Origin of the sequence: Microbacterium sp. HMWF026 (assembly GCF_003061325.1) — a bacterium.
GTDB classification, from domain to species: domain Bacteria; phylum Actinomycetota; class Actinomycetes; order Actinomycetales; family Microbacteriaceae; genus Microbacterium; species Microbacterium testaceum_E.
Genome location: NZ_QAJB01000072.1, coordinates 23,794 through 36,763 on the forward strand (window position 1 = coordinate 23,794; position 12,970 = coordinate 36,763).

A 12,970-nucleotide genomic window follows, 5' to 3' on the forward strand; every position below is an offset into this window, starting at 1 on the left:
TCAGGCTTAGAGGATGATGAAGCGATCTTCACCGGGGATAAGTCCAAGGGTTGAACCGTTGTCCCAGTCAACATGGACGGTCCCGATGGAGTCGGTGTGGTCTACCGTCCCCTCATCGCCTTCACAGAGTCGGGTCATGTCGTCTGTCGTGGAAATCAAACGGATGCGGGTACCGGAGGAGATAGTGGTCATAGGGCAGACGTTAACCGGCTCTAGGACTCTGTCAATCTGCGAGCACATGCTCCAAGACCCCCGCCGTGGCGAGGGTTCGGAGGGAGCCGACTTAGTGAGACGGCTGCTTGTCGAGGTAGTTCGCGAAGTCCTCGAGTGCGGCGACGGCGGCCTTGACCTTCGCGACGGCCTCGTTCTGGGACGGGCTCATGAAGGGACGACTGCGGCGGGCGTCAGCCTGCAGGCCAGACAGCTTGAACCGGATGAGGCGGATCGTCTGGGTGATCTCCGTGTTGGTGGGAAGCGTCACCTCGTCCTTGACGTCGGCGGTCTTGACGGGAGTGGCAGCGGTCTTCGTGGTGTCAGCCATGATCTTTCCTTCGATCGATTTGTTGGGTGAAGCGTTGGTAGTTGGAAATGTAACCGGCTGCTAGCAGAGCGCAACTACTCCAAGAAATCTTTCTCAAGCGCTGTATTTGACGAACGTGTGACACCTTCACCAGCGTCAATCTGGCACTCTCGACAGCGATGGCGTGTCATTATGCGGCCATCGTGAGAAAGTCGCTCAGGCTCGCATCCAGCGCCTCCTACGAGCACTAGAAAGCCCCTGACAGGTTCGGTCTGTCAGGGGCTTCGCTCTTCGGCTAAGCGAAGAAGTCTCGATCGATCTGAGCTTCTTCGGCTTGCTGCTCCAAGCGGGCGAGTGTCTTTGGCATAGCCTCGTGCATCATCCGGCGGTTCATGGAGTTTCGCCACTGCTGATCATTCTCGAAGTCGGGGTGAGCAAGTTCGGAGATTGCCACCGCAATCATCTGGTCTTCGGTGCTCGCTCGTAGCTTCCTCTGTTGTTGTGGGGACAGTTCTTCAACGGCGAGCATGTAGTAGGCCTGCCAAGGGTCAAAGATGTCACCGCGCTCAAGCCGCTCTTTCGTAAGCTCTTTGAAGAATGGGCGAAGCTCGTACGGAGCGTTATCTGCGATAAATTTGGCCCGTTCCTTGGGGATCGCCCATTCATTTATAGCTGGGTCTAGCGAGCGGCTCTTGAAAGGAACGAGTACGCCACCGCCATCGTAGGATCGCTTGAGCTTGCCGGTAGATGCATAGAAACCTCCGCCGGGGAGAAGGCCGCTGATCTTGGTCAAGCGGTGCTCACCGTTACCAATGGGTTTCTTGATCGTGCCGCCGCCGTCCTTGGCAATGGCGAGCAAGCTGTCGTAGTGACGTACCTCGCTACCGTCCTGCTCAAGCGGGCAGTCGCTTACTCCCTGGCCCTTGCGCTTAGTGGCCCTACATCGCGCCAAGGTGCCGTCAGCCGTCGTGTGTACTTTCATCGTGTCCTCCTCTCTGGTGCTTCTGACACCAACTGTCCCGTGTCTCTTATCGGCGGGGGCTAGTTCTCGGTACGGGTGATGAGCTTCGGCATGGCTCGTTCCGTAGCCTCCGAATCGAAGGTGGTCTCTTCGGTACCGTCACCCCACTGGTAGACGGACACGACTTCCTTCTCTCGTCCGCGACCGTCCGTTCCAATGCTCTTGACCAACAGGTAGTAGTCACCCGTCTCGGGACAGCCGGCATGAGCGCCAAACAGGTTGTCGCCGGTAGGTGGCTGGACCTTGAAGTCCGATCCGTAAAGCTCATAGGTGTAGCCGAACTCTCCACTCTCAACGGTTGGCTCGCACTCGCGCTGCATCGCCGACCAGAGACCGGCATCCTGCCCAGACTCCGCGGCGGTGCGGCTCAACAGCGCGGACTTGATCAAGGCCGTCTGCGTCGTGCCCGCTTGAAGGTTCATGAAGAGCCCTGTGATGATCAAGCCGATGGCCACCATGAGGAAGATGACGGCGGCGAGTGCGGCCCCCTCTTCGTCTCGGAGGTTGAACTCGCTGCGAGTCGGAGGCTTATGCTCACGGCGTCGACGGGCTCGTACCGGGAGACTCGCGAAGAGGGTCCTTTCAGCGGCGAGCAGCCGGAGGTCGCGCCTTGGAACCTCAGGCAGCGGATCAGCGACGGGTTCAGGCATCGTCGGTGCAGACGGCTGTGGCTCAGCGAAGACAATTTCGGGTACCGGTGGCAGAGGACGCTCAATGGGCGGATTGAAGCGCGGTACGTCTGTCGCGATGACCCGTGGAGCGGGCGCGGTGTCTCGCTTGGGCGCGATGGTTGGAAAGATGTCGAAGTCAGGGACGGTGGTGGTCATGACTGCTCCTTGGGCTCTGTGGGGATGACTCCTGTGGCGAGTATGTGGTTGACCTCAACGGTGGTGAGGCTTGATGAGATGAGGGCGTGAGCCAGTCCTTGCGGCCGGACGGCTTCAGTGGCGGCGCTCATGACGCATCCCTTGGCCCAATCTCGGACAGAAGCATGGACAGGCGGGCAATGCCGTTCTTGCGGTTGAACTCCTCCCGGGTCTCGTAGGTGCCATCAAGCACTCGCTTGATGACTCGCGGTGAGGTGTTCTGCCACTCGCCGTCTCTGGCTCGGCGGGTGCGGACAATCTTTCCGATTGAGGCAAAGCCGAGTCCGCGTTCATGCAGGTCGCGGATCTGCTTGACGTCCTTGTCGTGAAGTCGAGGCGGGGCCCCGAGCTTGACTCCCGCCTGCTTAAGCACGTCGATGGCTCGTTGCGTCTTCAAGGTGCCTTCCACCCGGTAGTTCTCGTCCACGAGGCTGCCCAACGCGAGTTGCACTGCCTGCTCGAAGTTCTCGGGGTTGTCATAAAGCTTCTTGTCACGCAGCACGTAGAGGGTGCCGCCGTTGTCGATCAGGTCTTCAATGGCGCTCATGACCTTGCCCTTCTTTCGGCCAACACGGTCGAGCGTGTAGACCACTAGCTGGGTGTCGGGGTGGGCCTGAAGCGCAGGCATAAGCTCGCGGTTCCAGGCGGTCTTCGGGTCCGTGATGTTCGTCTCACCACTTACGCCCTTGTCAACCACGATCTGCATGGCGGGGTCGTACTCAGCCAGAGCCTTCATCTGGTTCTCTACGGACATCGACTTGGCATCGTCTCGGGATAAGCGGACGTAACCGATTCGCTTGATGCCTTCTGAATCCTTCGGGAAGTTCTTGCTATTGATGGTCATGGGGTCTCCTTTGTTGGGGTTCAGAAGCGTTTGGTGGTCTCAGCGACCTGAACAGCCACACGAGCGGTCTGCGGGTCGTTGCTCAGGCACTCGTCTCGACCGGATGCGCTGGCACTCGTCACCGAGGTGATGCAAGTCGCGGTCTGCGCCACGTCATGGGTGATCGCATCCGTGAGCCAGTTGAAGCCCGCTATTGCAGGAACTATGAGAGCTGCGGCGAGCACGATTTTTCCTACGGGCGAGATGGTTGAGGTGTTGGTGACGGTAGGACTAACGATTGAGAGGGGGTTGATGGTGGTCATGGTGACTCCTTGGCGAGGTTTGTTGTATATAGACCTCTCTAACGAGTCTTTTCAGCAACCACCGATTCCGTCGTGAATATCGCAACAGATACGTGTAGACGGAAACGTGGTGCTGGATACCGGGGTATCTGTCACGTCTGAACGGCTATTCCCTCGATCATGCGGTACCAGCGTCGGGACCCCGCGCTAGTCTCGGCTCATGGCGAAGCAGAACGAGTCCTACGTGCTCGACCTTTGCGATGAGGCGCTCGGCTCGAAGGGGAGGCGACAGCACACCTTCGAGTGGCTGAAGGGTGACCCTTCCCCGAAGAGCGGCAATCGAAGGGCTTTACCGGTGGACGCCTACTATCCCTCGCTTCGGCTCGTGGTGGAGTTCCACGAGAAGCAGCACACCGAGGCCGTCAAGCACTTCGACAAGCCGGACATGCTCACCGTCTCGGGAGTACACCGCGGGATTCAGCGGAAGCTCTACGACGACAGGCGGCGGGAGCTAATCCCTGCTCGTGGGCTGTCACTCGTCATCATCCCCATGAGCTACTTCACTGTTCGAAGCCACCTCATCGTGAAGGACCACGAGTCGGATCTCAAGGTAGTGCGCGAGGCGCTTGCCGCTCACCTCTGAAGCTAAAGACAAACCCCTCACCGCCAGGCAATTAACGATGAGGGGTTTACAGCTAGCAAGGGTCAGTAATCGATAGCGGCTCCTTCGGTAGCGCGTTACGAGTGGTTCTCTAACGAGTTCTGCTGGAAACCTGAGCCAAGGCCTGAACGATGATCGCTCGCCATGCTTCTTCGCGGTGGCACTCGTCACAGGAAAGGCCACATTCCACGAGATTGTCCCGGAGGCTATTGCGGAGTAGGTAGTTGTCGATACCACGGGCCTGAAGCTCCCCAGCGGATCGATCCTTGGCGAGGCAAATGAGTTCGATGAGGTCCATGACAGTCTCCTTAGGTTCGGGTAGTTGAATCTCTAACGAGCTGTTTCCGGAAGTGCGCAGAACAAGACCCCCACAGGAAGGGAAAAGAAGCCGGTGGGGGTCCTGAGCTTAGGAAGGTTCGGTTTAAGTCATAGGCGACTCCTGTGCACTGTCATGGATAGCTCTCTAACGTGATTGCTCAGGGAATCGGCGCAAGCATGTCTCGAATCTCTTCAAGCTCTTGGTTGGCTTCCGCTTCGGTAAGTTCCGGGTATAGATACTGAACGAGTTCGAGCGTCCATTCGGATTGATGAGTCATGGCGTCCTCCTGTGATCGGGCCTATGGAGGTCTCTCTAACGTGCCGCTGAGAGAAGTTGCGCACGCACCGGCTCCTCATGGAAGTACAGGCGGCCCCACTGCTCGGGCAGGCGCTCTACCGGCCCGTCACAGGATCGCTCAAGCTCTTCAAGCCGTAGTTCCCTACGGGCAGCGGTGATTGTGTCGAAGTGATCCGCTTTCAAGCAAGCATCTGCGTTGAACTCGCACGGGACGATTGCACCGGTAGCTGTGGTGTGGAACATGGGCTGCCTCCTCGTGGCGGTGTACTGACACCATCTGCCTGAAGGCAATATCGCGCCGAGGACGTGTAACACGTTGCTGGCTCGCGTTCTCTCGCTCAGCCACCTGCCATCACATGAACACACGAACCGTTCGGGAAGCCCGCGGAGACTCGATCCAGTGACCGCCAGCGACAGGTCGGGGCGCGCGCGTCGAACCCGCCAGGAAGCGGGAATCTGCAATCCTCGGAGGGGTGGCACGTTGGCGTGCTGCGTCGAAGACTGAAGGTGGGGGCCGATGCACATAGCGCGAGTCATCGTGAGCAACTTCCGGGGGATCTCCTCGGCCGACGTTCGGCTGACGGGTAACGCTGTTTTGTTGGGGGACAATAACTCCGGCAAGTCCACGTTGCTCGAAGCTGTAGAGCTGGCCATTGGTGCGGACCGGCTCCATCGCCGTCCTGTCATCGATGAGCACGACTTCTACGGCGGTCGTTACCTCGACACGCAGATACAAGTTGAAGTGGTGATTGTCGATCTGGATGACGAGCTACAGTCGCGGTTCCGCGGCAACCTCGAGTTCTGGGACGAGTCCACCGGGTCGGTATCGGATTCAGCGCCAACGCCCGACGCAGATGTAGTTCCTTGCGTTCGAGTGACGTTCATCGGCCGCTACGACCCAGATGACGACGACTTCGAAGGCCGCACGTGGTTCAGCAGCCCAGTTGATGAGGCCGGGACTCCGACTCAAGAAGCGAAGTCGGTCGACAAGCGGGAGTTCGGCTTCCTCCTGCTCCGTGCCTTGCGTACCGGAACACGTGCCATGTCGATGGAGCGTGGATCGCTCCTCGATTTCGTGCTGCGTGCTTTCGAGATCGAGGTACAGATGTGGGAGAACCTCCTCGAACGACTGCGTGTTATCCCAGTCGCTGGCGACGAGAACACGGAGTTCGGCAACGTCCTCTCAAGCATCGACGCAGCGATGAAACGAATCGTGGCCATGGAGTGGGCTGACGCACCCCACCTGCGCGTCTCCGAGTTGACGCGTGATGATCTTCGTCATGTGCTGCGGTCGTTCATGGCCACCGGTGCGCCGGGATACGCAGCACCCTTCAATCACCAAGGGTCAGGCACCATCAATTCCCTGGTCATCGCTATGTTGACCCTGATCGCCGAGAAGCGAAGTGGCCGCGTCATCTTCGCGATGGAGGAACCCGAGATATCAGTACCCCCTACGTCTCAGAAGCGCGTGGTCGATCTCATCACGGGCCTCGGAGGGCAGGCGATCTTCACGACTCATTCCCCCTATGTCCTGGAAGAGTTTGAACCGGAGCAGATGATGGTCGTCTCCCGGGAGCACACCACGGGGACCCTTGCCGGAACGCGTGTAGATCTCCCTGCTTCACTCAAGGCGAAGATCTTCCGCTCCGGAATTCGTACGCGGTTCTGTGAAGCACTGCTCGCCAGGCGCGTCCTCGTCACCGAAGGAGACACCGAAGCTGCGTCCTACGCGGCTCTGTCTAAGACAGCTGCACGAACAAACCCCGAGAGGTTTGCGAGACTCGACACGCGTGGATGGGCCATCTTCGACGCTCAGGGTGAGACCAACGTCGCGGCATTCTCAGCGTTCTTCCGCGGCCTGAACAAGCAGGTAGCAGCGGTCTTCGACCAGCAGCCGGCCGACCGACTAGACGAGATTGAAGCCAGCGCGGACCTAGCGTTCGAGCAGCAGTACTCGGGATTCGAAGCGCTCGTACTGGCGGAGGTTCCAGCAGACGCTCAGAAAGCGTACGTGGACGAACTGATAGCAGTCGGAGTGTGGCCCTCACATATTGGTGAGCCCGAAGGGGAAGACGATGCGAGCTACGCGAAAGCTTTGAAGAGGCTTCTTCAGAAGGGCAAGGGCGACCGCTACGCCGCCGATCTATTGGCCGGTCTTGTAGAGGACGACTTCCCCGCCACGATGACGTCGATCCTCGAAGCCTTGAAGGAGGCCAGCGAGGCTCCTGCGGAATCGCCCTCGGAACCTGAGGAAGAGGCTGATGACAACGCCGTCAGCCGCTGATGAAGCCTACGAAGAGGCCGTCGCTCCTCTCCTTGCGGCCCAGGGTCACGCGGTAGTGATCGGAAGCGCTGGGTGCGGAAAGACGACCGTCGCTCTCCGCAAGGCTGCGTTGACCATCGAGTCGGGTATAGGCGGGCATCACCAACGCGTTCTCTTCTTGAGCTTCGCCAACGCAACGGTTGACCGCATCGCGGAGCACGCTGCTAATCAATTGGCGCGACAGGACCGCCGTCGGTTGGAGGTAGGCACCTACCACAGTTTCGCTTGGTCAATACTAAGAAGCCACGGTTACCTACTGGGCGCACCTCGTGGCGTACGCATCATGTCGCAAGCAGAACAGAACTCTTTCCGATCCCACCTCGATAACGTTGATGTCGACCTCAAAGCAGAGTTCATTCGACAATTCGAACAGCTTGGACATGTCAGATTCGATGATTTTGCAGCTTTGTCCAACCGGATACTGGCTGGCAACCCCACCCTTCTCAAGGCCTACACGTCGGCCTACCCTCTGATCGTTCTGGATGAATTTCAGGACACTACGGACGATCAGTGGGAATTAGTCAAGACGTTGGGGCAACACTCTCGGCTGATTGCTCTGGGAGACCCTGATCAACGAATATATGACTTCGTGGAAGGCGCCAGCGATACTCGCTTCGCGGATTTTGTAGACGAGTTCTCGCCAATAGAGATAGATCTGTCTGCGTGGAACTGGAGAAGTCCAGGTAGTTCCATCACGCGATTCGGCCGCGATGTCTTGCGCGGTCAGCTAGATGGCGAGTACGAGGAAGTGAGACTTGTCGGGAGTGACTACCCTCCTCTTCTGACGCTGAAGGCACAAGTACTGAAGACCCTGAATAGGTTGCGGAAAAAGGGTGGGGGCACGCTTGCTATCCTCACGCCATCGAACGCTCTATCTGGTCGCGTATACGAATATTTGAGCGTGGCACAACAGCAACCCGCTCTACCGGCACTTCAACTGGATATCCACGCTGGGAAGGAGGAGGGCTATGCGGCTCTCATCTTCATAGCGACCGTCTTGCAGATAGACGCGGATGCAGACGATCGCTATGCGCAGGCATGCGAAGCAATGGCACATTACCTTCGAACCAAGTCGGACAAGCTGACTAATACAGCTCGAACGCTCGCGGGCAAACTAGAGGGGTATGGTGGCAATCTTCGACTGGGCAAGAACGTCAACGTCAAGATCGTCACGGCGCTCCGATCGGTGGTCGACTATTCGCTCGACCACGGCAGGACTGGCCACGCACTCGGGGACTATCTCGCATTCGTGACCTCCCTGGCAGCCTCGAACGCACCGGAGCTCGTCTCCATGGCCGCTTCGGCTCGGATGCTCAACTTCGTGACGCGCGGCTCGGACATCGAAGCCTCCCTCGCCGGGCTTTGGCGAGCCTCGGGCTCCTACAGCGGCGCTCAGGAGATCATGCGCGCCGCAGTCCTCCAGTATCAACTGACGAGCAGCAAGCGAGGCAACCGGGACTTGATTGTGATGACCATTCATCGAGCCAAAGGTCGTGAGTTTGATGAGGTCATCGTCTACGAGGAAAAACACACTCCCCTACTGAAGCGCGATCCGACACAGCGGGATCTGGAGTCGGCTCGGTACGCACTGAACGTCGCCGTCACCCGGGCGAAGAGTCGGGCGACGATCATTACGCCTCGACGGGACCCCACGCCGTTGCTCGGCTACTAACCGCGACCGCCAGCGCCAACAGCAAAGCCCCGACGCGGGTGTTTGAAGACGTCGGGGCTTTGGGGTCTCAGTCAGGAGAAGAGGTGAAGGAGGCCAAGGCAGGTACCGCCGACCAAACCGACCACGGCACACATGAACCGCTCGGCACGACGGTTGCGGAGGTTGGCGCGCTCATCCGCAAACTCCTGGGCGCGAGCAAGCTCTCGAAGGTCTCGGAGACGTTCAAGTTCACGTCGCTCTCGCTCTTCCGGGCTGAGGCCGGAACTTACGTAGTTCATCGGTTCAACTCCTCGTCAAGCTCCTCCAGGGAGTAGCGGGGACCGGGAAACCTCTGGCGACTTACGTGGATATAGGCGGCAGCGTTCCTGAACTCATCGGAGGCAAGCTCAGCCTCGAGGACGGGGTCAAGATCGTTCCATTGCTCCGTTGCGGTACGTAGCTCAGTCCCGCTGCGGCGGGCCTTCCGCTCGGCGCGGATAGTAGCTCGGTCGATGGCGTTCGCTGTCAGAGCGTCCCGTACGAGTGATGCTCGCTCTTCGCCGTCGAGCGCTGCCGTGTGGGGCTCGATCAGCGGCCAGTAGTCGTCGTGCGGCTCTGTCAGCCACGAGAGGTCATTCATGAGGTCTCCTTAGGGTCGAGTGGACGATGGAGTCTCTAACGCGATCCGCCGGAAAGTGATCAAGCCATTCTCAGAGGCGACCAGCGGCAGTCTCCGCGAGTATCGGCCACGGATCGCATAATCGGGTCAATGTCTATCTGGTAAGACCAGAACGCGAGCCAGCGTGTCAGAGGACGGCCGCTCGGTGTGGCGGGGAAGTGTGACCAGACGGTCACCACGAAGAAGTGCGGCCAGTCCATGATTCTTTGACACGGTGTGACCGAGTGTGACTTGATCGGTCACACCTAGAAAGTACGGCCAGTCCATGCCTTCTAGGTCAGAAAACGCGATCTGTGACTGTGACCGAGAATATCTTTTTTCTGTGGACTACTCCCACACATGCGGGCGCGGGTATGCACGTAGCCAGTAATAATATCTCAAGTCACAGTCACAAAAGGTAGAAAAGGGTTAGATAAGTACGGCCAGTCCATGCTTTTTCGGTGTGACCGATCAAGTCACACTCGGTCACAGTCGCTTGAAGAAGTACGGCCAGTCCATGCTTTTCTGGCGTGACCGTGTGACCGTCTTTGGTCACAGAAACGAGAAAGTGGCGCTAGATCCGGGATCTAGCGCCACTTTCGTTGGACATGACTATGGTTATGAGGCGATCTTCCTAAGGGCTCGATCAATAGTCCCAACCCCTACCTGAAATTGATTGGCTAGCTTTTGGTAGCTGATCCCTTCTTCGTAGTGCAGTCGGCTCACCTCTTGACACTGCTCAAGGGTTAAGCGCGCGGGTCTCCCTACTGGGCGTTTCTCGCTGGTCATTTGAATCGTGCTCCTCTGATTGTGTTTGCCTGAGCGGGTGCGGTTCGTGCGGTGTAGCTCCGTCCGTATAGCGCCACTTCTTCCGGCTCCCACATCGAGTGGTTGAGTCCGGTGTGGCGGTCCTTGGCGAGAGCGACGAGGCCTAGATCCTTGGCTCTTGCGTTCTGGTTGAAGTTCACTCGGAAGGTCGAAGCGGCCTCTGCCTGTCGACCCTCGGACTTCAAGTACTCCTTGTAGCTGTCGTAGGCATCACTCAGGAGGACAAAGGTCGAAGCGTCTTGATCTAGCCGTGCATCGATCCAGGAGCCGATCTTGTCGTCGTTCTCACGCCAGGTGGCGGATGCTTCACTCACGGAGTCCGGAAGTCGCATGTCCGTCGAGGTCGCGGTGTCGTTGCTGTACTCCTTCATGCCGTTGGCGAACCAGAGCATCGCTCCCTCTACCGCCCACGCCAGTCCCGCCTTGATGATGTCGGCGTTCTCTTCCGCATTCACGAGTGCGTCGTTCTGTCTTCGGTGATTCGGCTCCGTGAGCGGTTCACCCTCACGAATGAACTTGAACGGGGCAGGGATCACGACGAGTCGCCTCCATGTGCCATCGTCGGTCTCGGCAACTCGCGGCAGCACGTTTGCAGTGATGAACACGGTGTTGGTGACCTCAAAGGTCTCAGTGTTCTGATGGAGCAACCGGGCCGAAAGAGTCTTACTGCCGCTCACTCGCTTCACCGCGAGGGCGTTGAGGTGCTTGGCATCCGGAAGCTCTTCGATCAGTGCCGTCCGAGCACCCTTGAGCATCATGAGTTCCGGCTCAGCGCCTCCGTCACGGTTGCCGATGAGGAGCGAGCTCGGAGGGCTAACTACGTTCGAGCCGCCGAAGGCTTTCAGGCACTCCAGGAAGGTGGTCTTACCGTTGCGGCCTCCTCCTTTGAAGAAGAAGACGGATGCGTCGGAAGGTTGGTAGCCGGTGAGGCCGTTGCCAACTACTCGCTGCAAGTAGAGCTTCGCATCGTCAGGGAATGCTCCGAGTACCGCGTCCAAAAGTTCGTGCTTGAATCCGGGCTCATAGGCGTAGGGCGTGTACTTGGTGAACAGGTCATCTGGCCTCGCTGCTCGGATCTCGCCGGTGCGTAGATTCACCACGCCGCTTGCGGTGAGTAGTAGATCCTTCTTCCTGTCGAAGCGAGCGGAAGAAATGTTCACGAACGCGGCTGCCGTCTTGAGGAGGTTGGTTCGTGGGCCGGTGTTGAGATAGGCGCGAGCGGCCTTAAGAGCCACGCTGTCTCCACCCTCCTTGACCTCCTCTACGAACCCCTCAATCCACTCGATGACGCGACGCTCGGCCTCTTGAGGCGAGGCTTCAACCCAGAAGCCTGCCGGTTCATAGACAGCCCATTTCTTCCACTCCGTAACGAAGGTCATGGTGTCACCTAGCTCCGCGGCCATGCGGCGGGCTAGTGCAGAGTCGTTGATTTCCTCTTCCACGTTGGCCTTGTGGACGGCCCGTGCTTGAGCTGCCTTCCTCGCAGCCGCGTTAGTCGCGGCCGCTACCTGTTTGGTTTGTTCGTCCTCGCTCACGGCCTCGGGCATCAGTAAGTCTTGAATGTCCATGTTCACTTGCCGTCCTTCTTTCCATTGTTGTTCTTCTCGGGGAATCCGCTGTTGCCTACTGCTTCACACCACTCGTCCTCGGACATTTCGGGACGCTCAAACTCTTGGCGTACAAATTCGTTCCAGGTGGGATAAGCCGTGGAGGTCTCATCGGCTAGGGCGAGTTCGTCAATGAAGCTTCGAATGGCAGACTCTTCCTCTCGGGCGAGCACTCCCTCAAAGAAAGCCGACTTAAGCATTCTGCGAGCTTCCGATGGGTGTACGGCAAGGTATGGCTTGACCCAGTCGGGAGCTATCACGCTTCTACGAGCGCGACGATAAAGGGCGTCAATGTTGACCATGATGTTCTTCTCCTAGATAGATTGATGCCGGGTCCAATCGGCAGAAGTAATATCGGAATGGTTTCTAACGCGGCTAGCCGGAGAAGAAGAAACCCCCTGAGAGAGGAGAAGAACAGTTACTCGATCTCAGGGGGTTTCGGCAAGATTTGGACCCTTACCTATCTACAGCCTTATATCGACAATCTGACTAGATAGCCGATCTACGCTGAAATAGATTTCTGGCAGTCTCTAACGTCATTCGGGGAGTCATGAACGGATGCGGTCGTTGACATCTGTTGACAATCGCGCCGACCGCGGTTCATCCGGTGCCGCCAGACGTCAAAGGATCGATCCTGAGCGAGCTTCCTGCCGTCGACGATTGAACGTGTCGCCGCTGGGCCGGTGAGCGGAGAACGTCGGCCAGCACGCCGGATGTCGGGGGCCGTGGATATCCTTCCCGCGTGACCCCCCACCTCACTACGACTCCGCTGCCTCCTCGTACCCGAACCGACCGGACACAGCGCTGGGAAGTGCGGTTCGAGGGCACGGCGATCGGCACTGTTGAGGCGAAGAAGGTCGGCAGGAGTTCGTCGCAGTTCTACCAGGCCTTCGTGTTCATCGAGGGGCGCACGATCAACCTCGAACTGGACATCGACTTCGAGGGGCGAGTCGAGACGATCCTCGCGGCGTGGCGCGACCCCGCATCCAATGTGCACACACGGATCGCGTTCAAGCTGCCTGACCCTTCATAGGCCTTCTTATAGCGCTGCGCCGAAACTGTCGCGCTGGTCATGTATTTATAGTTACGATCCG

16 protein-coding genes are annotated in these 12,970 nt (G+C 58.5%); 5 read left to right on the forward strand and 11 right to left on the reverse strand.

The window, feature by feature from the left end:
- Positions 1-6: 6 nt before the first annotated feature.
- The 6 genes from DBR36_RS03430 to DBR36_RS17215 form a co-directional block, all read right to left on the reverse strand.
- Positions 7-192, reverse strand: a complete 186-nt coding sequence (locus DBR36_RS03430; protein ID WP_258222534.1) for a DUF4314 domain-containing protein — start codon at positions 190-192, stop codon at positions 7-9.
- Positions 193-283: 91 nt separating this feature from the next.
- Entirely contained in the window at positions 284-541 is a 258-nt protein-coding gene (locus DBR36_RS03435) for a hypothetical protein (RefSeq protein ID WP_108317576.1), read from the reverse strand.
- Between the two features lie 274 nt (positions 542-815).
- Positions 816-1,502 (reverse strand): hypothetical protein, encoded by a 687-nt coding sequence (locus tag DBR36_RS17205; protein WP_146185199.1) that lies wholly within the window; start codon positions 1,500-1,502, stop codon positions 816-818.
- Between the two features lie 59 nt (positions 1,503-1,561).
- Positions 1,562-2,368, reverse strand: a complete 807-nt coding sequence (locus DBR36_RS17210; protein ID WP_146185200.1) for a hypothetical protein — start codon at positions 2,366-2,368, stop codon at positions 1,562-1,564.
- A 127-nt stretch (positions 2,369-2,495) separates the two neighbouring features.
- Positions 2,496-3,251 carry a recombinase family protein gene (locus DBR36_RS03450; RefSeq protein ID WP_108317579.1) on the reverse strand — a complete coding sequence of 252 codons (756 nt, stop codon included), beginning with the start codon at positions 3,249-3,251 and terminating at the stop codon, positions 2,496-2,498.
- A gap of 20 nt (positions 3,252-3,271) precedes the next feature.
- Positions 3,272-3,553, reverse strand: coding sequence for a hypothetical protein (locus DBR36_RS17215; RefSeq protein WP_146185201.1), 282 nt, complete (start codon positions 3,551-3,553; stop codon positions 3,272-3,274).
- Positions 3,554-3,752: 199 nt separating this feature from the next.
- On the opposite strand from DBR36_RS17215, the gene DBR36_RS03455 reads away from it, so the two are divergent.
- Complete coding sequence (locus tag DBR36_RS03455; protein WP_108317580.1) at positions 3,753-4,175, forward strand: hypothetical protein; 423 nt, start codon at positions 3,753-3,755, stop codon at positions 4,173-4,175.
- Positions 4,176-4,284: 109 nt separating this feature from the next.
- On the opposite strand, the gene DBR36_RS17220 is transcribed toward DBR36_RS03455, so the two are convergent.
- The gene (locus DBR36_RS17220; protein WP_146185202.1) at positions 4,285-4,491 is read right to left on the reverse strand and encodes a hypothetical protein; all 207 of its coding nucleotides are present in this window, start codon (positions 4,489-4,491) and stop codon (positions 4,285-4,287) included.
- 835 nt (positions 4,492-5,326) lie between these two features.
- Here DBR36_RS17220 and DBR36_RS03460 point away from each other — a divergent pair.
- From DBR36_RS03460 to DBR36_RS17525, 3 genes are all read left to right on the forward strand, one after another.
- A complete protein-coding gene (locus DBR36_RS03460; RefSeq protein WP_108317581.1) occupies positions 5,327-7,093 on the forward strand; it encodes an ATP-dependent endonuclease in 1,767 nt (588 codons plus the stop codon).
- Positions 7,071-8,804: a UvrD-helicase domain-containing protein gene (locus DBR36_RS03465; protein ID WP_108317582.1), complete on the forward strand. Its 1,734-nt coding sequence runs from the start codon at positions 7,071-7,073 to the stop codon at positions 8,802-8,804. Before DBR36_RS03460 ends, DBR36_RS03465 begins: the two co-directional genes overlap by 23 nt.
- 83 nt (positions 8,805-8,887) lie before the next feature.
- Positions 8,888-9,118 (forward strand): hypothetical protein, encoded by a 231-nt coding sequence (locus tag DBR36_RS17525; protein WP_181373462.1) that lies wholly within the window; start codon positions 8,888-8,890, stop codon positions 9,116-9,118.
- Here the strand turns inward: DBR36_RS17525 and DBR36_RS03470 are convergent.
- From DBR36_RS03470 to DBR36_RS17225, 4 genes are all read right to left on the reverse strand, one after another.
- Positions 9,079-9,423, reverse strand: a complete 345-nt coding sequence (locus tag DBR36_RS03470) for a hypothetical protein (RefSeq protein WP_108317583.1) — start codon at positions 9,421-9,423, stop codon at positions 9,079-9,081. The genes DBR36_RS17525 and DBR36_RS03470 overlap by 40 nt on opposite strands.
- A gap of 636 nt (positions 9,424-10,059) precedes the next feature.
- A complete protein-coding gene (locus tag DBR36_RS18810) occupies positions 10,060-10,230 on the reverse strand; it encodes a helix-turn-helix domain-containing protein (RefSeq protein WP_375136050.1) in 171 nt (56 codons plus the stop codon).
- Positions 10,227-11,837: a phage/plasmid primase, P4 family gene (locus tag DBR36_RS03475; RefSeq protein ID WP_108317584.1), complete on the reverse strand. Its 1,611-nt coding sequence runs from the start codon at positions 11,835-11,837 to the stop codon at positions 10,227-10,229. Before DBR36_RS03475 ends, DBR36_RS18810 begins: the two co-directional genes overlap by 4 nt.
- 2 nt (positions 11,838-11,839) lie before the next feature.
- Positions 11,840-12,178, reverse strand: a complete 339-nt coding sequence (locus DBR36_RS17225; protein WP_146185204.1) for a hypothetical protein — start codon at positions 12,176-12,178, stop codon at positions 11,840-11,842.
- 440 nt (positions 12,179-12,618) lie between these two features.
- Between DBR36_RS17225 and DBR36_RS03480 the strand changes: the two genes are divergently transcribed.
- Complete coding sequence (locus DBR36_RS03480) at positions 12,619-12,909, forward strand: hypothetical protein (protein ID WP_146185205.1); 291 nt, start codon at positions 12,619-12,621, stop codon at positions 12,907-12,909.
- Positions 12,910-12,970: the final 61 nt, after the last annotated feature.